Source organism: Pseudomonas sp. HD6515, from assembly GCF_024971855.1.
Taxonomy (GTDB): Bacteria; Pseudomonadota; Gammaproteobacteria; order Pseudomonadales; family Pseudomonadaceae; genus Aquipseudomonas; species Aquipseudomonas alloputida.
The window spans coordinates 171,778-189,121 of sequence record NZ_CP079827.1 but is presented as its reverse complement, the minus strand read 5'-3'; the positions used below and the strand labels follow the sequence as shown (position 1 = coordinate 189,121).

At 62.4% G+C, this 17,344-nt stretch carries 18 protein-coding genes; 4 read left to right on the top strand and 14 right to left on the bottom strand.

What is annotated here, in order from left to right; translation table 11 throughout:
* Positions 1–60: 60 nt before the first annotated feature.
* Positions 61–804 carry a LytTR family DNA-binding domain-containing protein gene (locus KW568_RS00770; protein WP_003255896.1) on the bottom strand — a complete coding sequence of 248 codons (744 nt, stop codon included), beginning with the start codon at positions 802–804 and terminating at the stop codon, positions 61–63.
* 297 nt (positions 805–1,101) lie between these two features.
* Between KW568_RS00770 and argH the strand changes: the two genes are divergently transcribed.
* A complete protein-coding gene (gene argH, locus KW568_RS00765) occupies positions 1,102–2,496 on the top strand; it encodes an argininosuccinate lyase (protein ID WP_003255897.1) in 1,395 nt (464 codons plus the stop codon).
* A gap of 106 nt (positions 2,497–2,602) precedes the next feature.
* Here the strand turns inward: argH and KW568_RS00760 are convergent, their stop codons facing one another.
* Entirely contained in the window at positions 2,603–3,265 is a 663-nt protein-coding gene (locus KW568_RS00760; protein ID WP_003255898.1) for a glutathione S-transferase, read from the bottom strand.
* A 148-nt stretch (positions 3,266–3,413) separates the two neighbouring features.
* Here KW568_RS00760 and KW568_RS00755 point away from each other — a divergent pair, with 148 nt between their 5' ends.
* Positions 3,414–3,716: a hypothetical protein gene (locus KW568_RS00755; protein ID WP_003255899.1), complete on the top strand. Its 303-nt coding sequence runs from the start codon at positions 3,414–3,416 to the stop codon at positions 3,714–3,716.
* A 69-nt stretch (positions 3,717–3,785) separates the two neighbouring features.
* Positions 3,786–4,031, top strand: a complete 246-nt coding sequence (locus tag KW568_RS00750; protein WP_003255900.1) for a TIGR02647 family protein — start codon at positions 3,786–3,788, stop codon at positions 4,029–4,031.
* A 62-nt stretch (positions 4,032–4,093) separates the two neighbouring features.
* Here KW568_RS00750 and KW568_RS00745 read toward each other — a convergent pair whose 3' ends face one another.
* The 7 genes from KW568_RS00745 to KW568_RS00715 all read right to left on the bottom strand — a co-directional run bounded on the left by KW568_RS00745 (position 4,094) and on the right by KW568_RS00715 (position 12,182).
* Positions 4,094–6,037 (bottom strand): FTR1 family protein, encoded by a 1,944-nt coding sequence (locus KW568_RS00745; RefSeq protein ID WP_004576402.1) that lies wholly within the window; start codon positions 6,035–6,037, stop codon positions 4,094–4,096.
* A 110-nt stretch (positions 6,038–6,147) separates the two neighbouring features.
* Complete coding sequence (locus KW568_RS00740; RefSeq protein ID WP_004576403.1) at positions 6,148–7,566, bottom strand: efflux transporter outer membrane subunit; 1,419 nt, start codon at positions 7,564–7,566, stop codon at positions 6,148–6,150.
* The gene (locus KW568_RS00735; protein WP_003255903.1) at positions 7,563–8,438 is read right to left on the bottom strand and encodes an HlyD family secretion protein; all 876 of its coding nucleotides are present in this window, start codon (positions 8,436–8,438) and stop codon (positions 7,563–7,565) included. Before KW568_RS00735 ends, KW568_RS00740 begins: the two co-directional genes overlap by 4 nt.
* Entirely contained in the window at positions 8,435–8,647 is a 213-nt protein-coding gene (locus KW568_RS00730; protein WP_003255905.1) for a DUF1656 domain-containing protein, read from the bottom strand. Before KW568_RS00730 ends, KW568_RS00735 begins: the two co-directional genes overlap by 4 nt.
* Positions 8,644–10,731: an FUSC family protein gene (locus KW568_RS00725; RefSeq protein ID WP_004576404.1), complete on the bottom strand. Its 2,088-nt coding sequence runs from the start codon at positions 10,729–10,731 to the stop codon at positions 8,644–8,646. Before KW568_RS00725 ends, KW568_RS00730 begins: the two co-directional genes overlap by 4 nt.
* Positions 10,728–11,180 (bottom strand): MarR family winged helix-turn-helix transcriptional regulator, encoded by a 453-nt coding sequence (locus KW568_RS00720; protein WP_004576405.1) that lies wholly within the window; start codon positions 11,178–11,180, stop codon positions 10,728–10,730. Before KW568_RS00720 ends, KW568_RS00725 begins: the two co-directional genes overlap by 4 nt.
* 207 nt (positions 11,181–11,387) lie before the next feature.
* Entirely contained in the window at positions 11,388–12,182 is a 795-nt protein-coding gene (locus KW568_RS00715; RefSeq protein WP_003255910.1) for a tetratricopeptide repeat protein, read from the bottom strand.
* A gap of 207 nt (positions 12,183–12,389) precedes the next feature.
* Here KW568_RS00715 and KW568_RS00710 point away from each other — a divergent pair, with 207 nt between their 5' ends.
* Positions 12,390–12,950, top strand: a complete 561-nt coding sequence (locus tag KW568_RS00710) for a WYL domain-containing protein (protein WP_003255912.1) — start codon at positions 12,390–12,392, stop codon at positions 12,948–12,950.
* A 117-nt stretch (positions 12,951–13,067) separates the two neighbouring features.
* On the opposite strand, the gene KW568_RS00705 is transcribed toward KW568_RS00710, so the two are convergent.
* From KW568_RS00705 to KW568_RS00685, 5 genes are all read right to left on the bottom strand, one after another.
* Entirely contained in the window at positions 13,068–13,931 is an 864-nt protein-coding gene (locus KW568_RS00705; protein WP_003255914.1) for an ABC transporter permease, read from the bottom strand.
* A gap of 14 nt (positions 13,932–13,945) precedes the next feature.
* Positions 13,946–14,809 (bottom strand): ABC transporter ATP-binding protein, encoded by an 864-nt coding sequence (locus KW568_RS00700; RefSeq protein ID WP_003255915.1) that lies wholly within the window; start codon positions 14,807–14,809, stop codon positions 13,946–13,948.
* Positions 14,810–14,815: 6 nt separating this feature from the next.
* Positions 14,816–15,835, bottom strand: coding sequence for an ABC transporter substrate-binding protein (locus tag KW568_RS00695; protein ID WP_004576406.1), 1,020 nt, complete (start codon positions 15,833–15,835; stop codon positions 14,816–14,818).
* A gap of 17 nt (positions 15,836–15,852) precedes the next feature.
* A complete protein-coding gene (locus KW568_RS00690; RefSeq protein WP_003255919.1) occupies positions 15,853–16,752 on the bottom strand; it encodes a TauD/TfdA family dioxygenase in 900 nt (299 codons plus the stop codon).
* A 198-nt stretch (positions 16,753–16,950) separates the two neighbouring features.
* Entirely contained in the window at positions 16,951–17,292 is a 342-nt protein-coding gene (locus tag KW568_RS00685; RefSeq protein ID WP_003255921.1) for a hypothetical protein, read from the bottom strand.
* Positions 17,293–17,344: the final 52 nt, after the last annotated feature.

Here is a 17,344-nt window from a genome sequence, read left to right as displayed (position 1 = left end):
CAGATACGGATCAACAGGCCACACGCAGTCAGGTGCAGGAGCGGCCCGAGTCCAAGGGCCTCAGAGGGTCTGCATCATCTTGCGCACACCGGCCACATGGCGACGGCTGACGGTCAAGGCATCGCCGTCCAGGCCTTTCAGATACAGCTGAAAGTGCCCCAGCGGGGTGCGCTGCAAGCGTTCGATGCGCTCGCGGGCGACCAACGCATTGCGATGGATGCGCACGAAGCGTTCGCCGAATTCGTCTTCCAGGGCTTTGAGTGGCTCGTCAAGCAGCACCTCCCCGGTTTCGTGACGCAAGGTCACATACTTGTGGTCGGCAATGAAATAGATCACCTGGGATAAAGGGATCAGTTCGATGCCTTTACGCGTGCGGGCACTTATATGGCTGCGAGGGCCGCCGCCTTCATTGGCCGGCCGGGTAAGCGCCGCCAATTGGGCGCGGTTGGGTTTTTCGGCCTTGCGCAAGGCATCGCGCAAGGCCTGGGCCTGGAAGGGCTTGGTCACATGGCTGAGGGTACTGTCCTTGAATGCCTCTGCACCGTATTCATCATCCCCGGAGCAAAACACCACCGCCGGCGGCGCCTCGCGTTCGCACAGGCGAGCGGCAACCTGCAGGCCATCCAGGCCTGGCATGCCGATGTCCAGCAGGACCACATCGGGCTTGAGGCTTTCAATCAGCGCCAAGGCCTCATCGCCGTTGGTGGCGCTGGGCTCCAGCACAGTGTAACCCTCCAGTTCGCCGAGCAGCCGGCTGAGGCGTTCACGGCCTTGGGGTTCGTCATCAACGATCAGGACATTCATAATTGCGCTGGATTCCTGAATGAGTCTCGCACAGGTATAGCGTAGACAGGTGTGGTTCGAGCGACACTGCGGTCACGCTCTAGACCGGTGCGATGGCCAAAGATTCACTCGGCCCGGCAGATTCACTGCCAGTCCTTTGTCCAACTGTAGACGGTCCGTGGAACACTGCCGTTCATTCCTTGAAATCCTTCTATGCGATTTTCCGGGCATTTCTCTCGACCGGCGCCCTGCGGCAGCCAGCCCAACCCTGCTATCATCGACGCCACTTTTTCGTTCACGCCTGCAATGAGTGAATCCATGAGCACCGACAAGACCAATCAGTCCTGGGGCGGCCGCTTCAGTGAGCCCGTCGACGCCTTCGTCGCCCGTTTCACCGCCTCGGTAGATTTCGACAAGCGCCTGTACCGTCACGACATCATGGGTTCGATTGCCCATGCCACCATGCTGGCGCAGGTCGGCGTGCTCAGTGATGCCGAGCGCGACACCATCATCGATGGCCTGAAAACCATCCAGGGCGAGATTGAAGCCGGCAACTTCGACTGGCGTGTCGACCTTGAAGACGTGCACATGAACATCGAAGCACGCTTGACCGACCGCATCGGCATCACCGGCAAGAAGCTGCACACCGGCCGTAGCCGCAACGACCAGGTGGCCACCGACATCCGCCTTTGGCTGCGCGACGAAATCGACCTGATCCTGGGCGAAATCACCCGCCTGCAGCAGGGCCTGCTGGAGCAGGCAGAGCGTGAAGCCGAAACCATCATGCCTGGTTTCACCCACCTGCAGACGGCGCAGCCGGTCACCTTTGGCCACCACCTGCTGGCGTGGTTCGAAATGCTCAGCCGCGACTATGAGCGCCTGGTCGACTGCCGCAAGCGCACCAACCGCATGCCACTGGGCAGCGCCGCGCTGGCCGGCACCACCTACCCGATCGACCGTGAACTGACCTGCAAGCTGCTGGGCTTTGAAGCCGTAGCCGGCAACTCGCTGGATGGCGTGTCGGACCGTGATTTCGCCATCGAATTCTGCGCCGCTGCCAGCGTGGCGATGATGCACCTTTCGCGCTTCTCCGAAGAGCTGGTGCTGTGGACCAGCGCGCAGTTCCAGTTCATCGACCTTCCGGACCGCTTCTGCACCGGCAGCTCGATCATGCCGCAGAAAAAGAACCCGGACGTGCCAGAGCTGGTACGCGGCAAGAGCGGCCGCGTGTTCGGCGCCCTGACCGGCCTGCTGACCCTGATGAAAGGCCAACCACTGGCCTACAACAAGGACAACCAGGAAGACAAGGAACCGCTGTTCGACGCCGCCGATACCCTGCGCGACTCGCTGCGGGCCTTTGCTGACATGATCCCGGCGATCAAGCCCAAGCACGCCATCATGCGTGAAGCGGCCCTGCGTGGCTTCTCCACCGCGACCGACCTGGCCGACTACCTGGTTCGCCGTGGCCTGCCATTCCGTGACTGTCACGAGATCGTTGGCCACGCGGTGAAGTATGGTGTGGACACTGGCAAGGACCTGGCCGAGATGAGCCTGGACGAACTGCGCCAGTTCAGCGATCAGATCGAGCAGGACGTGTTTGCCGTGCTGACGCTGGAAGGCTCGGTGAATGCGCGTGACCACATTGGTGGTACGGCGCCGGCGCAGGTGCGTGCTGCCGTGGTTCGTGGCAAGGCCCTGTTGGCGTCTCGCTAACTCCCGGGGCGAGGGCTTCGCCCTCGTTCGCGGGTAAACCCGCTCCTACAACGGTTGTGCTTTACCTGTAGGGGCGGGTTTACCCGCGAATGACCCAACACAAATCTCAGCGCTTGCCGCTGCGGATCATCTCCATGAAGGCTGGCATCGACGCTTCCTTGTCCGCCAAGATCCGCGCCATGTGCGGGTTTTCCCCCATCAGTTGCAGCAACGCCTTGGCCTGCGGGAAGTCCGCCAGGAAGTCGATGCTCAGCACCTTCTTGCCCACCGCGTTGGCCAGGTCGACCGAGAAGCAGAACATCAGGTCTGCCAGCGTCAGTTGCTCGCCCGCAACATAGGGGGCAAAGCGCCCGTTGCGCTTGAGCGTGGCAAACCCGGCCAGCAGGTCCGCACGCGCTTTCTCTTTGATCAGCGAGTCGACCGACATGCCAAAGAACGACTCGGCATAACAGGTACGCGCAGGCAGCTCGATGTACAACTCGATTTCCTTGAGCAGCTCCCGCACCTTGGCTTGGCCGAACGGGTCAGCTGGCAGCAGCGCCTTGCCGCCCTGGGTCTGCTCGATATAGTCGAGGATCACACTGGTTTCGCTGAGGAAGCCATGTTCGGTTTCAAGCACCGGCACCTTGCCCCGCGGGCTCACTTCCAGCGCCTGTGGCGCCTGGCCGCCATAGAAGGTGACTTCCTCGAAAGGCAGGCCTTTTTCGAGCAGGGCCAGCTTTACCATGTTGTAGTAGTTGCTGACCGAGAATCCATGAAGCTTGAGCATGAGGTAACAGCCTCCAGGCCGTAAGGGGTTGGCCTGGCTTTTATAGACTGAACGCCTGCCGCTGACCAGCGTCATGCACCGCGTCAATGCCCGGGCATTGCCGCCATAGGCATGGCACACTGTTGCATCCCATCCTAGGAGTACCGCCATGAGCGAGCCCACCGACATCGGCAATGACGACGACGAAGCCTTCGCCGAGGAAACGCTGACCCAAGCCATCGAAAACCAGATCGAGAGCGGCGAGCCGCCTGCAGCAAAGGCCACTTTCAACAAGCTGACGCTGGTCGGCTATGAGCGTGAAGACATTCTGAACCTGATGGCCCATGTGCTGGCCTTCGAAATCGACAACATGCTGGTAGAGGACCGTGCGTTCAACGGCGAGTGGTATGAGAACGCTCTGCGGGCACTGCCGGAGCTGCCGCCTGAGATGGATCAAGGCGACGACGAATAACCCGGCTACACTCGAAGATCAGGCACCGTAGAAAGTGCCGCAATCCTTGTCTGGAAGTCAGGAGTCGCCATGCCTTTTACCCCCGATTTGATCGACGAAATGGAAGTACTCGCGCTGTTCAAACACGACAGCAGCCAGGAAGGCATCAAGATAACCAGCACCGCATCCCCTGCCCTGATCGCGGCTGCGCAACGCCTGCATGAGAAGGGGCTGACCGATCAACCGGATGGCGGCTACCTGACCAGCCTGGGTCATGACGCCGTTGAAAGTGTCCAACTGCTACAGAACATTCTCAAGGCGCCACAGCCGGCCTGAGCATCAGGCTTGCGCAAGATCTGAGACCTTGCGCGGTCCCTGCAGGACCGCGCAGGCTCCAGTCAGTTGGCCGCAGTACTGCGCTTTTCCGCCAGCCACGAGCGGCCGTAAAGGAACACGATGGCCAGCAAGGCCACCGCTTGCGCCGACAGCGAGTAGGCATCGGCATGAATCCCCAGCCAGTCGAACTCAAAGAACGCCACTGGCCGTGTGCCCAGCACACCGGCCTCTTGCAGCGCCTTCACGCCATGCCCGGCGAATACTACCGACAGCGCGCACAGCAGTGCGGCGTTGATGCTGAAGAACAGCGATAGCGGCAACTTGGCCGAACCCCGCAGAATCACCCAGGCCAGGCCCACCAGCAGCAACAATGCCGTCGCGCCACCCGCCAGCACCGCCTGATGCCCGGCAGGACCTGCCTGCAGCCACAGGGTCTCGTAGAACAGGATCACTTCGAACAATTCGCGGTATACCGAGAAGAATGCCAGCACAGCAAAGCCGAAGCGCCCGCCACCGCTGACCAGGCTGCTCTTGATGTAGTCCTTCCAGGCGGCGGCGTGGCGGCGGTCATGCATCCACACACCCAGCCATAGCACCATCACAGCAGCGAACAGTGCTGTGCAGCCTTCCAGGAGCTCGCGCTGAGCGCCCCCCACATCGATCACATAGGCCGCCAGCGCCCAGGTGGCGAAGCCGGCAACCAGCGCCAGGCCCCAACCAGTGTTGACGCTACGCACTGCCGACTGCTGCCCGGTATTGCGCAGGAAGGCCAGGATCGCCGCCAGCACCAGAATCGCCTCGAGGCCTTCACGCAGCAGGATCAGCAAACCGGAGATATAGCTCAGCGTCCAGCTCAGGCCATCGCTGCCCAGCAGCTTGGCCGCCTGCTCGAGCTTGGTTTTGGCGTCGGCCAGACGCTGTTCGGCCTGGGCCACGGGCAAGCCGTCCTGCAAGGACTGGCGGTAGGCCATCAACGTTTTTTCGGTGTCCTTGCGCGCCTGGGTGTCGATGTTGTCCAGCGAGCTTTCCACCAGCTCGAAACCCTCCAGGTAGGCCGCCACCGACAGGTCATAAGCCTGATCGTGGTCGCCTGCGCGGTAGGCCGCCAGGCTCTTGTCCAGTGTGCTGGCCGTGTATTCGAGCAATTGCGCCGGGCCGCGCTTTACCTGCGGCGGTTGGGCACGCTGGGCACGGAATGCCTCGACGGCCGCAGTGCCTTCGTTGGCGGCGACTTCGGCCGGCGTCTGGCGAGCCAGGTCGGCGAGGTTCCAGGTCTTGTCACCCTTGCCCGCTTCCGGCTTGGCGGTGAAGCTGGCGATGTACGCGGCCACGTCCCAGCGCTGGCGGTCGTCCAGCTGGTCGGCAAACGACGGCATTTCGGTGCCGTCGATACCCAGGGCCAGCGTGTTGTAGAGGTCGAACAGGCTCAACTGGTCCAGGCGTGAGGCATCACGCAGGTTGGCGGGTGCAGGCTCCAGGCCCACGCCAGCCGGGCCATCGCCGGCGCCGGTGTCGCCGTGGCAGATCGAGCAGTTCTGTGCGTACAGCGCAGCGCCGCGGGCGGGGTCCGGGGTAATCACCGGAGCCTGGCTGACCTCGTAAGCCACCGCCAGTCGCGCACCCAGCTGCCGGGCCTGTTTAGCGACCGCGGTACCTTCCTGACGCTGGTCGATGGCCTGGCGCAGCGCCTGGACGCCCTGTTCCAAAGCCGCTTGTTCAGTATTTGCGGGCAGGCCTTTGACCAGGTCAGCCAATACCGCGCTGAACTCCTGTTGCTCGCGGTATTCGCCCTCGTCGATCACCTTGCCGTCCTGCACGGTCGGCGGGTAGTCGGCACCAATGTAGTCCAGCAAGTTATGGGCTTTGGCAGCTTCGGCGGGGGACTCGGCCAGCGCCAAGGAGCTGCACAGCGCCAGCACCGGGCCGAGCAATGCAGCCGGCAGCCAGGCAAGCAGGCGGGAACGGGTTTTCATGGCCAGTCTCGAAGGAAATGCGAAAGAGAACATTGTTCACTTCCACTTTGCTTCACTCAAGGGTGCTGGGCGGATTTCATGAAAAATCTTGCTACAAATCCGATGAAGTGGAGGGCATAGAGGAACAGCCCTCAAGGATCGCATCAGGGCTTGGCGGTACCCTTCCAACCCCCACCCAACGCCAGGAACACGCCAATTTGCCCTAGCGCCACTTGGCTATTGGCCGCAGCCAACTGCGCACGCATATCGGTATAGGTCCGCGTCGCCTGCAAATCCGCCAGGAACGACTCACGCCCCGCCTGGTAATACCGGTGCGTCTGGTCCGCCGCTTCCTTGGCCGATTTCTCCGCCTCGGCCAGCGCATCGCGCCGATCGAGCAAGGCGCTGTATTGCGCCAGGCGGGTCTGGGTCTCGCGGATGGCGTTCAGCACAACCCCATCGAAGTTCGCCAGTGCCGCCTGGGTCGAGGCCTCGGCCATGCGAATGCGGGCACGGGTGCCGTTGGTGGGGATGCTCCAGCTGATCTGCGGGCCAAAACCCCAGCGGTTGGTCGAAGGCTCACCAAGTTTCTCCAGGATACCGATGGTGCCAACCTGGGCGCCAATGCTGATGTCCGGGTACAAGGCGCCAGTGGCCACGCCAATATAGGCGGTGGCGGCAGCCAGCTGGCGTTCGGCCTGGCGCACGTCGGGGCGGCGCTTGAGCAAGGCCGCGCCATCGCCCACCGGGACCAGCTGGTTCAGGTGCGGCAGCTCGGCGCAATCGGCGGTACCGGCAGGCAACTGGTCGACCGGCTTGGCCAGCAGCGCAGCCAGGGTGTACATGCCCGTCTCGCGTTCGGCCTTGAAGCGTGGCAGTTCGGCACGCAACGATTTGAACTGGGTCTGCGAGCGGGTGACCTGGGTTTCATCACCACGCCCAGCATCGCGCAGGCGCTGGTTGAGTTTCACGCTTTGCTCCTGCAAATCGAGGGACTCACGGGCAATGTGGTATTCCTCGTTGGCCGAGCACACCTGGGTATAAGCCTTGACCACGTCCGCCACAAGCGTGATGCGGGCAGTGTCGGCAGCCGCCTGCACCGCGTCGGCATTTGCCTTGGCAGCCTCGGTACCACGCTTGAAGGTGCCCCACAGGTCGAACTGGTACGAGGCACTAATGATGGCCTCACCGATGTTGGCTACCGGCACCTTCTCAGGCTGCAGGAAGGCTTCGCCCGACTCCTGCAACCGCTGAGCGCCGAGTTTGACGCCACCGTTGAAGCCGCCTTGCGATTCAGCCACCTCCACCTGGGCGCGAGCTTTGGCGATGTTGGCCGCCGCCACGCGCAGTTCGGTGTTGGCACTCAGCGCCTGGCGCACCAGTTCATTCAGCCGTTGATCCTGATACAGCTGCCACCAGTCCTCGGGGACCGGCGCCGACACGACGCTGTCGGCATCCTGGCGCAGCGGGCCGTTCAAGTCATTGCGTTGCACGGCCGCATCCCCAGGCACCTCATAGTCGGGGCCCACCATCATGCAGGCCCCCAGCGACAGGCACAGGCCAGCCAGGATCAGCTGTTTCATGGGCGCTGGCCCTCGATGATCGACACCGTGGCAGTACGCCCGGCGATCATGCGGAAGTCTTGCGGCACTTCGTCAAAGGCGATGCGCACCGGAATGCGCTGGGCCAGGCGTACCCAACTGAACGCCGGGTTAACGTTAGGCAGCAGGTTGGCGCCACTGCTGCGGTCGCGGTCTTCGATGCCAGCGGCAAAGCTCTGCACATGGCCACGCAGGCGGGTGTTGTCGCCCATCACGCGGATATCCACGGCGTCACCAATATGGATACCCCCCAGCTTGGTTTCCTCGAAGTAGCCATCGACATGGTACGAGGCGCTATCGACCACCGACAGCACCGGGCGGCCGGCGGTGACGAACTCGTGGTTACGCGGCGCGCGGTCGTTGAGGTAGCCGTCTACCGGGCTGCGCACCACTGAGCGGTCAAGGTTGAGCTGGGCAGTGTCGACAGCCACTTGCGCCTCGCTGACGGCTGAACGGGCACGGGCCTCGCGGGACTGGCTTTCTTCCAGTTGCTCGGCGGCCACCAGGTTGCCCAGCTTGCGGTTGCGCTGCGCTTCGCGGGAAGCCTGGGCGAGGGTCTCCTGGCGCTCGCCCAGGGTTGCCTTGGCTTGACGCAGGGCCAGCGTGAAGCGGTCCTGGTCGATGGTGAACAGCACGTCGCCGCGTTTGACGGTCTGGTTGTCGCGCACCTCGACCTTCTGGATCAATCCCGACACATCGGGGGCGATCTGGATCACGTCGGCGCGAATGTGGCCGTCACGGGTCCAGGGGGCAAACATGTAGTAGACCACCATCTGCCACACGAGCACGGCGGCGAAGGTCACTACCAGCAAGGTCAGGACCACACGGCCCAAGGTCAGCATAGGTTTTTTCATGGCAGCATCAGGTTTCGGCAAAAGTGGTCCACCGCACCAAGCAGCACGGCATACAGAGCAACGTTGAACAACGCCCGGTGCCAGACCAGGCGGTAGAAATGCAGGCGCACCAGCACCGCGTGCACCCCAAGGAACAGCAGGTAGGTGCCAAACATCATCACCAGCAGCGTGGGCAGGAACACCCCGCTGATATCCAGTTCACCAATCACAGGGGTGCTCCGTCGAGGCCGGGGGGCAGTTGCGGTTGTTCAGCTGGCTCGAGCATCACCTCCACCCCCGGCAGCAGCGCCAGGCGCAGGCCGCTCAGGGCATGCAGCAGGTGGGTGCGGGCATCACCGCGCTCGTACAGCTCGTCCAGGTTCAGCGCCAGGCGAGCGCGTTCCATGTTGCGTAACAGTGCGGCCGGGGCATGCAGCCGTTCGCCAGCACGCAGGCAGGCGGCGTAGTGCGCACCGACTTCCTCGACCACAGTGTTCAGGCGCTCGCGAGCCTGCTGGCCGGCGCGCGGCATGTACGCCAGCAGGTCGAGCAGGTTCAACCCTACGCGCAGGTCGCGCAGTGCCACACCACTGTCCTGGCCGGTTTGCGACAGACGTGGCAGGTGCTGCATCAGGCGGTCGAGCATCTGTACGCCAACCTGGCGGTGCTCGGCCAAGGTCGCAGGCTCGGTCATTTCGACGATGTCGCGCCAGGCGAAGCGGGTCATGCGCTTGGCCGCCAGCTCCACGCCGAACGGGCGCATCACCAGGGTCCAGATAAAGGCGAACAGAAGGCCCGCGGGGCCGGCAAGGTTGGAGTTGAGGAAGGTGAAGAAGTCGGCGTCGTAGGCGCCCTGGATGCTGATGAAGGTCGACGTGTTGACGATGGTCAGCAAGGTGCCCAGGTAGAAGCGCGGCTGTACGGTCAGGGTGCCTATGCAGATGAACGGCACGGCAAAGGCCAGCACCAGCATCGGGAAGTCGTGCAAGTTGGGCAGTACCAAAAACAGGTACAGACTGGAGAAGATGACCGACATCAGCGTCCAGAAAAAGAACCGGTAGATCTGCGGTGCCGGGTCGTCCATGGCGGCGAAGAAGCTGCACGCAACTGCCGCGAGGATTACCGCACTGGCGCCGTCGTTCCAGCCCAGGCCGATCCACAGGCCGCAGGCGACCACGATCGCCAGGACCGTGGAGGCTACCGAGTACAGCATCAGGCCACGATCAAAAAACGCTGTCAGACGGCCCAGCCGCCAGTGGCGATACACCGCACGCCAAGGCTTGGCATCATCGGTACGCAGGGCGTGCTGCAGGGTGCAGCAGTCCTGCCACAGGTCGGCCCATTCGGTCAGGCGGTACAGGGCGTTGGACAACAGCAGCTCGGCGCGCTGGTCGAGGGCGGCTGTAGCGGGCTGCAAGCGGCCGATCTGCTCGTGCAACGTGGCCCAGTGCGCTACCGAAGCGCTGTCGGCAGTGCCTTTGAGCCATTCACGAGCCGCTTCAAGCACGGGTTGAAGCTGGGCGAACTGGGCCGGGGCGCGGCCTTCCAGGGCTACCAGTGCGTCGTCGAGGGCGTCGATCACCGGCAGCAGATGGATCATCCGCCCGCGCAATTCGCGGGCGTTCTTCAGGGTATGCGGGCCGGCACCTTCGTGGGCGAGCTGACCGATCATCAGCTCCAGCGAGTTGAAGGTGGTGACCATTGCCCCGCGCATACCGCCGACCTTGTCGGCGCTGGCATCGCGGGCCAGGTAGGTGTCGCTGTAGCGAATCGCCTCGGTGAACCAGTTTCCGGTGGCACCGACTACCACCGGCGCCAGCCGTCGTGGCCAGAAGATAGCCCCGACGACTGCCGCGCAGACAATTCCCAAACAGATTTCCTGCGCGCGAGAAGAGGCCACATCGAACACTGCCAGCGGATTATCCACCACGGCCAAGGCAATCATCGGCAGGGTATAACCGGCCAGCATCAGCACGTAGTTGTTGGCCGTGCGCAGGTTCAGCGAAAGGAACAGCAAGGTGCCGGTCCACAGGGCAATGGCGATGCTCAGCAGCAACGGTGACTGCACCAGCGGTGGCACCAGGAAGATTGCCCCGCCAGCGCCGAGCAACGTGCCGACGGCACGGTACAACGCCTTGGAGCTGGTCGGGCCGACGAAGGGGCTGGAGACGATGTACACCGTCGCCATGGCCCAGTAGGGACGCGGCAGTTGCATGAGCAGAGCAATGTACAGGGCAATCATGGACGCGCCGAAGGTGCGCACGCCGTAGAACCAGTCACGGGCCGGAGGGACAGAGCTGAAGAAACCGTTCATGCCACCTCGCCTGCGCTGCCCAGGCCGGCAGCCTCGAAGGCACGAAGCACACGCAAGGCAGCTTCCAGGTCGGCCTGATCGATACCGCCGAGCACATCGCGGCGCAAGCGCACCAGTTCGGCTTCAATGGCTTCGGCCAGGGCACGGCCTTCGGCAGTCAGGCTCAGTGCCTTGGCGCGGCGATCCAGTGGGTCCTCGCTGCGGCACACCAGGCCAGCTTTGCACAGTTGGTCAAGCAGGCGTACCAGCGACGGGCTTTCCAGGCCGGCGGCCTGGGCCACAGCCACCTGGTGCACGCCGTCGCCCAGGCGCACGATCATCAGCAACGGCGCAGCGCAGGCCTCGGAAATGCCGTAGCCGGTCAAGGCGGTATGACAGATGCGCCGCCAGTGGCGGGCAGCAACTACCAGACCACTGCTGACTTGCAGGCGCAGGAAATCAAGGGACATGAAGAGAACCAAGTATATTCATAGTTTGCTAACTATCAATATACGCCCCGACATCCCCCTGTCGTCAACAGGGGGCGACGGATAGCCGGGGTGAAATGTTGTTCATTTTTCAGCCAGTGCTGGCGCGCTTCGCGGGTAAACCCGCACACAGGGGCTGCACCGGGTTCGGGATCTACGCAATCCCTGTGCAGCACTGGAGAGAAATACTCAGGGCTGGATCTGGTCTTCCAGCTTCATGGTCAAGGCCAATGTGCTGCCCATTTGCACCGCCCGGTCCCGCCACTCCTGATACCGCACCGCATCACGGCTGCTGAAATGCACTGCCAGCTCCTCTGCCGCTTGCACCACCCCCGCCGCTGCTGCCAGCTCAAGCCAGTACAGCGCTGCCTTGAGGTTGGCCTCTACGTGCAGCCCATGCATCAACCGGTAGCCCACTTCAAAACGACAACGCGCCTCGCCCTGTTCGGCGCCACGCATGAACCACTGGTAGGCCTGCACCAGGTCAACCTGCCACTCCAGGTCACCGTCGCACACCTCCTCCTCGTACAGGTCACCCAGTGCGGCGGCGGCATGCAGCATGCCGCGGTCGAAGGCCTGCCGGTAACACTCCGCCGCCTGCACATAGGAAGGGTCGATGCCTTTGCCGAAGTAGTGCTGCTGGCCAAGGTTGAACCAGGCAGCAGCATTGCCCTGCAGGGCCGCCATGCGCAACAGGTGCCCGGCCAGCACGGTATCGGCCCGCCAGTACTTGCCGTTGAGCCAGATCCAGCCGAGGTCGTTCAATGCTGGCACACTGCCTTGCAATGCCTGGCGGCGCAGGTCGACATACACCGCCTGCAGGTCGTTGGCCTCATCCAGGCGGTTGACCAGCAGCGACCGCTGGCTGGGCAAGCCCACACCGGAGAACAGCCGCTGTCGCTTTCCTACAGGAGCCGGAGGGGCGATGACCCGCTCGGGCAGAAGGCGGGCAAGTAGCGAATGGATATTGCTGGCAACAGACATGTTCATCCTCATTGAACGACGCACAACCCCAACCTTCGGCTGTGATGAGGCGTGATTCTGCGTGATGTCACGTCAAAACCTGTCGCGAACGAACCGGCACGAGGCAACCAAATGCGACTTCCTTGATCTGAGCAGGCTGTGGCCAATTGCCATGCCCCTCGCATGCCGCCATCCTATTGCGGCAAGCCTAGACAAGGACGTTATCTTTTGCCGTTCGCCACCACTCGCGCCACCCTTAGCCGACAGTGGGCGCTGCTGCGCCAGTTGCCCAGCCGTTCCCCAGGCATAACCAGCGCCGAGCTGGTCTGGCGCCTGCGTGACGTGGGGTTCACGGTCAGCAAACGCACTGTCGAGCGTGACCTCAACGAGCTTTCGCTGATATTCCCGCTGGAGCGCAATGACAAGAGCATTCCGTTCGGTTGGCACTGGTCGGCCAGTGCCGTGGGCGAATTGCGCGGTAATTTCGACTTGCTGACACATCTGCGAGGGGATGCGTTGCAGCCATCGCAGGGTGAGGGCGTGGAGCTGGTGGCGCGAATCAGCGATGCACTGGCGCGGCAGTTGCGGGATGCGCCATTGAGCAGCGACATGCAACTGACGGCGCTGGAGCATGGGCATCGGTTACGCGGCACGGTAAGTGACGGTTGGCCATTACGCTGGTGGCTGTTGAGCCATGGGGACAGGGTGGTGGTAGAGCAGCCTGCCGGCTTGCGGGAGGAGATTGGCAGGATTCTGAGCAATGCGGCAGCTCAGTATCAGAATTTGTAGCCAGTACAGGGTCTTTCGCGGCGGTTCGGCGCCTCGCCCCTTTTTCAAGGACGAAGATCCCGCAGACGCGGATTGTAGCGTCAATCTGCCGCGAAAAGGCCGGTACTGGCTAACCTGCTAGCGCTGCATCCCCCATCGCCGCACCGTCAACCGCTCCAGCGTATTGAACACCAGCCCTTCCACCAGCAGACCGATCAGGATCACCACCGCCAACCCGGCAAAGACCTTGTCGGTATACAGTTCGTTGCGGTTCTGGAAGATGTACCAACCCAACCCGCCTTTGCCACTGCTGGCACCAAACACCAATTCAGCGGCGATCAGGGTACGCCAGGCAAACGCCCAGCCGATCTTCAACCCCGACAAGATCGACGGCAGGGCTGCTGGCACGAGGATGTGCAATACCAGCCGCAGGCCCTTCAGACCATAGTTGCGGCCCGCCATGCGAAGCGTCTCCGACACACCGAGGAAGCCGGCATAAGTATTCAGCGCCAACGCCCATAGCACCGAATGCACCAGCACGAAGATCAGGCTGTTGTCACCCAGCCCGAACCACAGCAAGGCCAGCGGCAGCAGGGCAATGGCCGGCAACGGGTTGAACATCGAGGTCAGCGTGCCCAGTAAGTCTCGGCCCAATTGGGTCGACACCGCCAGGCTGGTCAGGCCAAAGGCCAAGACGATACCCAGCACATAGCCTTTGAGCAGTATTACCAGCGAAACACCGACCTTGGCGGGCAGTTCGCCACTGATCATGCCGTCCCATAGCGCCGCGGCGGTTTGCAGAAAACCTGGCAGTAGCAGGTCATTGTCCTGGTAGCGGGCAACGGCTTCCCATAGCACAGCGATCACCAGCAATATGACCGCCTTTCTCAACCAGCCTTGTTGCCACAGGCGTTGGGCCAAGGGGAGTTGTCGTTCTACAGGCACACTGAGCAGGGGCTCCAGCTGCACCTCGTATTCCTGGCGTACAGGTGTAGTGGTCATGGCTGAGGCTCCTGTCAGTAGGCGATACGAATATCGTTGAACCCAAGGTTGTCAGGCTGTTCCGGGATATCGGCTTCATCGAACAGCAAACGGTGGATACGCCGGGCACTGGCCTGGAAGTCGCTGCCACCCAGGCTGCCCAAGCCGTATTGATGGCTGTGCACTTCGGCGCGCACCCGCCCCGGGTGGGGCGACAACAACAGGATGCGGTTGCCGACTACCAGCGCTTCTTCGATGGAGTGGGTGACGAACAACAGGGTGAACCGCACTTCCTCCCACAGCAGCAACAGCTCTTCCTGCATCTTGCGCCGGGTCAGCGCATCCAGGGCGGCGAACGGCTCATCCATCAACAGGATCTTGGGCTGGGTGGCCAAGGCCCGGGCAATTGCCACACGTGCCTTCATACCACCGGACAACGTGTGTGGATAAGCATCGGCAAAGGCGGCCAGACCGACCTTCTCCAGATAATGCAGCGCCCGCTCCTCCGCCTCCGCACGCTTGAGTTGGCCAGACACCAGCAGCGGAAAGATGACGTTCTGCTTCACCGTTTTCCACGGCGGCAACTGGTCAAACTCCTGGAACACCACGATGCGGTCGGGGCCTGGGCCACGAACTGTCTGGCCCTGCAGCAGAATCTGGCCTTCTTGCGGCTGGATAAAACCGGCCACGGCTTTGAGCAGGGTGGACTTGCCACAGCCGGAGGGGCCGAGCAGTACAAAACGATCAGTGCGGTCGACTTCGAAGCTGACCTGATGGGTGGCCCGCACCACGCGTTGCGCGGTACGGTATTCGAGGCTGAGGTTATCCACCTTGAGCAAAGGCGGCGCTGCAACACGGCTCAGGTTGCTGGCCGTGTGGCCTGGCAATGGGGCGGTCATGATCGGTCAGCTCCCCTGCAGCGGGCGTTCATCCTGGAAGAAGTAATCCTTCCACGATTGCGGCTTGTGCTTGATGGCGCCTACCCGATAGAGAAAATCGGCCAGCTTGTAGGTGTTCTTGGGCGTAACGGTAAATTCGTACTGCGGGTTGTCGATCAGCTTGATCAGCGCGTCGCGGTCGATCTTGGCCTTGGTTACGCGGATATAGGTGTCGGCGGCAGCGGCCTTGTCTTTCTGGGCGAAGTCTGCGGCTTCGGCCAGGGCATCGACGAAGGCCTTGTAGGTCTTGGGGTTGTCCTTGCGGAACTTCTCAGTAGCAAACAGCAAGGTCGGCGAGTTGGGGCCGAGCAGGTCGTAGCTGTTGAGCACCACGTGCACGTCCTTGTTGGCCAGCACCTGGTCCTGGAACGGCGGGTTGGAGAAGTGCCCGTTCAGCTCGGTGCCGCCCGCCAACAGCGCGGCGGTGGCGTCCGGGTGCGGCACGGCCAAGGTGTATTTGTCGAGGCGGTTGTATTCCTTGTCGCCCCACTGCTGGGCAGCGGCGTACTGCAGGAAGCGCGACTGCACCGAAACACCCACCGCCGGAACCGCGATACGGTCTTTGTCGGAGATGTCGGCGATGGTCTTCACACTGGGGTTGCTGCTGACCAGGTAGTACGGGAAGTTGCCGAGCGATGCCACGGCCTTCACGTTCTGCCGGCCCTTGGTGCGGTCCCAGACGGTCAACAGCGGCCCGACACCGGCGCCGGCGATGTCCACCGAACCGGACAACAATGCGTCGTTGATGGCCGAGCCACCCGACAGCTGCGCCCAATCGACTTCGATGTCGATGCCCTGCTCCTTGCCGTGCTTCTCAATCAGGTGCTGGTCACGCACCACGTTCAGCAGCAGGTAGACGATGCCGAATTGTTCGGCAATACGGATCTTGCCTTCGGCCTGGGCCACGGCGGGGGCGGCTAGGCTGCCGACGACCAGGCTTGCGCCCAGGCCGATGCTTGCCGCCAGGCGGCTGATGGATTTGCGCATGATGGTTTCCTCAGTCGTCAGAACGGGGCATCGCCCTGGATGGTGGTGCGGTACAGCTTGCGCCGCAGGTGCGCGGGGCAGCCGGTGGCCAAGTGGATCAGCGAGCGGTTGTCCCAGAACACCAGGTCATGGGGCTGCCACTGATGGCGGTAAATGTTCTGCTCCAGCACGCTAAGGGCATACAGCTGCTGCAGCACGTCGCGGCTTTCATCATCAGGCAGGCCGACAATGCGGGTGGTGAAGCCTTCACTGACGAACAGGGCCTTGCGGCCGTTTTCCGGGTGGGTGCGGACTACCGGGTGAATGACCTCCTTTACCTGCGCCAGTTGCTCGGCAGTCAGGGTCGGGCGCCAGTTGCCTTCGAATTTGGTTTCAGCGTAACGGGCGGTATAGGAGTGAGCGGCACTGCGGCCCTCGACCACTTTGCGCAGGGTGTCAGGTACAGCGTCCCAGGCTTTATGCATGTCGGCGAACAAGGTGTCACCGCCTTCACTGGGCAGTTCCTGGGCATGCAGCATGGAACCGAGGCTTGGCAGCTCTTTGTACGACAGGTCCGAATGCCAGAACTTGCCGGCATCACCCAGGCCGATGTTCTGGCCATTTTCGATGATGTTGGAAACGATCAGGATCTCGGGGTGGCCAGTCAGCAAGAACTGCTTGAGCACATGGATCTGTAACTCACCGAAGCGGCGGCTAAAGGCGATCTGCTGTTCCGGGCTGATACGCTGGTCGCGGAACACCAGCACATGGTGGTCGAGGTGGGCGCGATGGATACGGGTGAAATCCTCGGCGCTGACCGGTTTGGCCAGGTCCAGACCTATGATCTCGGCGCCGACGGCACCCGAGAAGGGGCGAACTTCAAAAACTTGCGGCTGGGCGCTGTCGATGGACGACAAGGCGTTCAAGGCGGCTGACATTTTTCACTCCCACGCAATGCGCGACCTCAATGGCGCGCAACGATCAGAAACGCACGGGGATTTCCCGTGTGGGTTCAAGTCGTGCGGCGCATCGATTGGTCGACGGGTACGCAGTGAAAGCGACTATAAAGTCATAAAGCCAATATTTTAAATACCATTAAGGAATAACAATATCACTCTCGCGGGAGCGTCCTGCAGTCAGATCAGCCCGCCCTGCTCTTCTTCGTCAATCAGGTTATTGAGGCTGCTGAGCGCCTTGCGCGCCGTGGAACGGTTGAGCAGCTTGGCCTGCGCGCCGGCGGGCAGGTCGGTGATCTTGAACACGCCCTTGGCGGTCAACACGTCGATCAGGTCCTCAAGCACGCGGATCATGTCCAGGTCGCTTTGTTTGAGCTGGTTGAGGCTGTTTTCCACGACATCATCGGCAAACCATTCCTGGATATCGGCATGGTCTGAAGGGAGCATTTCGGTGAACTGATCAAACGCGGCTGCTTCCACCCGCAGCAACTGGCCGGCGGCGTTGCGTTGCACGTAGAACATGGCGATGTCCCTCGTCACGTTGGTTCCTTGTTGGTAGACAGCAGCATAGGCA

Excerpts from the sequence above, each read along its gene's own strand:
- KW568_RS00770 (WP_003255896.1), bottom strand. The coding sequence starts at position 804 with ATGAATGTCCTGATCGTTGATGACGAACCCCAAGGCCGTGAACGCCTC.
- argH (WP_003255897.1), top strand. The coding sequence starts at position 1,102 with ATGAGCACCGACAAGACCAATCAGTCCTGGGGCGGCCGCTTCAGTGAG.
- KW568_RS00760 (WP_003255898.1), bottom strand. The coding sequence starts at position 3,265 with ATGCTCAAGCTTCATGGATTCTCGGTCAGCAACTACTACAACATGGTA.
- KW568_RS00755 (WP_003255899.1), top strand. The coding sequence starts at position 3,414 with ATGAGCGAGCCCACCGACATCGGCAATGACGACGACGAAGCCTTCGCC.
- KW568_RS00750 (WP_003255900.1), top strand. The coding sequence starts at position 3,786 with ATGCCTTTTACCCCCGATTTGATCGACGAAATGGAAGTACTCGCGCTG.
- KW568_RS00745 (WP_004576402.1), bottom strand. The coding sequence starts at position 6,037 with ATGTTCTCTTTCGCATTTCCTTCGAGACTGGCCATGAAAACCCGTTCC.
- KW568_RS00740 (WP_004576403.1), bottom strand. The coding sequence starts at position 7,566 with ATGAAACAGCTGATCCTGGCTGGCCTGTGCCTGTCGCTGGGGGCCTGC.
- KW568_RS00735 (WP_003255903.1), bottom strand. The coding sequence starts at position 8,438 with ATGAAAAAACCTATGCTGACCTTGGGCCGTGTGGTCCTGACCTTGCTG.
- KW568_RS00725 (WP_004576404.1), bottom strand. The coding sequence starts at position 10,731 with ATGAACGGTTTCTTCAGCTCTGTCCCTCCGGCCCGTGACTGGTTCTAC.
- KW568_RS00720 (WP_004576405.1), bottom strand. The coding sequence starts at position 11,180 with ATGTCCCTTGATTTCCTGCGCCTGCAAGTCAGCAGTGGTCTGGTAGTT.
- KW568_RS00715 (WP_003255910.1), bottom strand. The coding sequence starts at position 12,182 with ATGTCTGTTGCCAGCAATATCCATTCGCTACTTGCCCGCCTTCTGCCC.
- KW568_RS00705 (WP_003255914.1), bottom strand. The coding sequence starts at position 13,931 with ATGACCACTACACCTGTACGCCAGGAATACGAGGTGCAGCTGGAGCCC.
- KW568_RS00700 (WP_003255915.1), bottom strand. The coding sequence starts at position 14,809 with ATGACCGCCCCATTGCCAGGCCACACGGCCAGCAACCTGAGCCGTGTT.
- KW568_RS00695 (WP_004576406.1), bottom strand. The coding sequence starts at position 15,835 with ATGCGCAAATCCATCAGCCGCCTGGCGGCAAGCATCGGCCTGGGCGCA.
- KW568_RS00690 (WP_003255919.1), bottom strand. The coding sequence starts at position 16,752 with ATGTCAGCCGCCTTGAACGCCTTGTCGTCCATCGACAGCGCCCAGCCG.
- KW568_RS00685 (WP_003255921.1), bottom strand. The coding sequence starts at position 17,292 with ATGTTCTACGTGCAACGCAACGCCGCCGGCCAGTTGCTGCGGGTGGAA.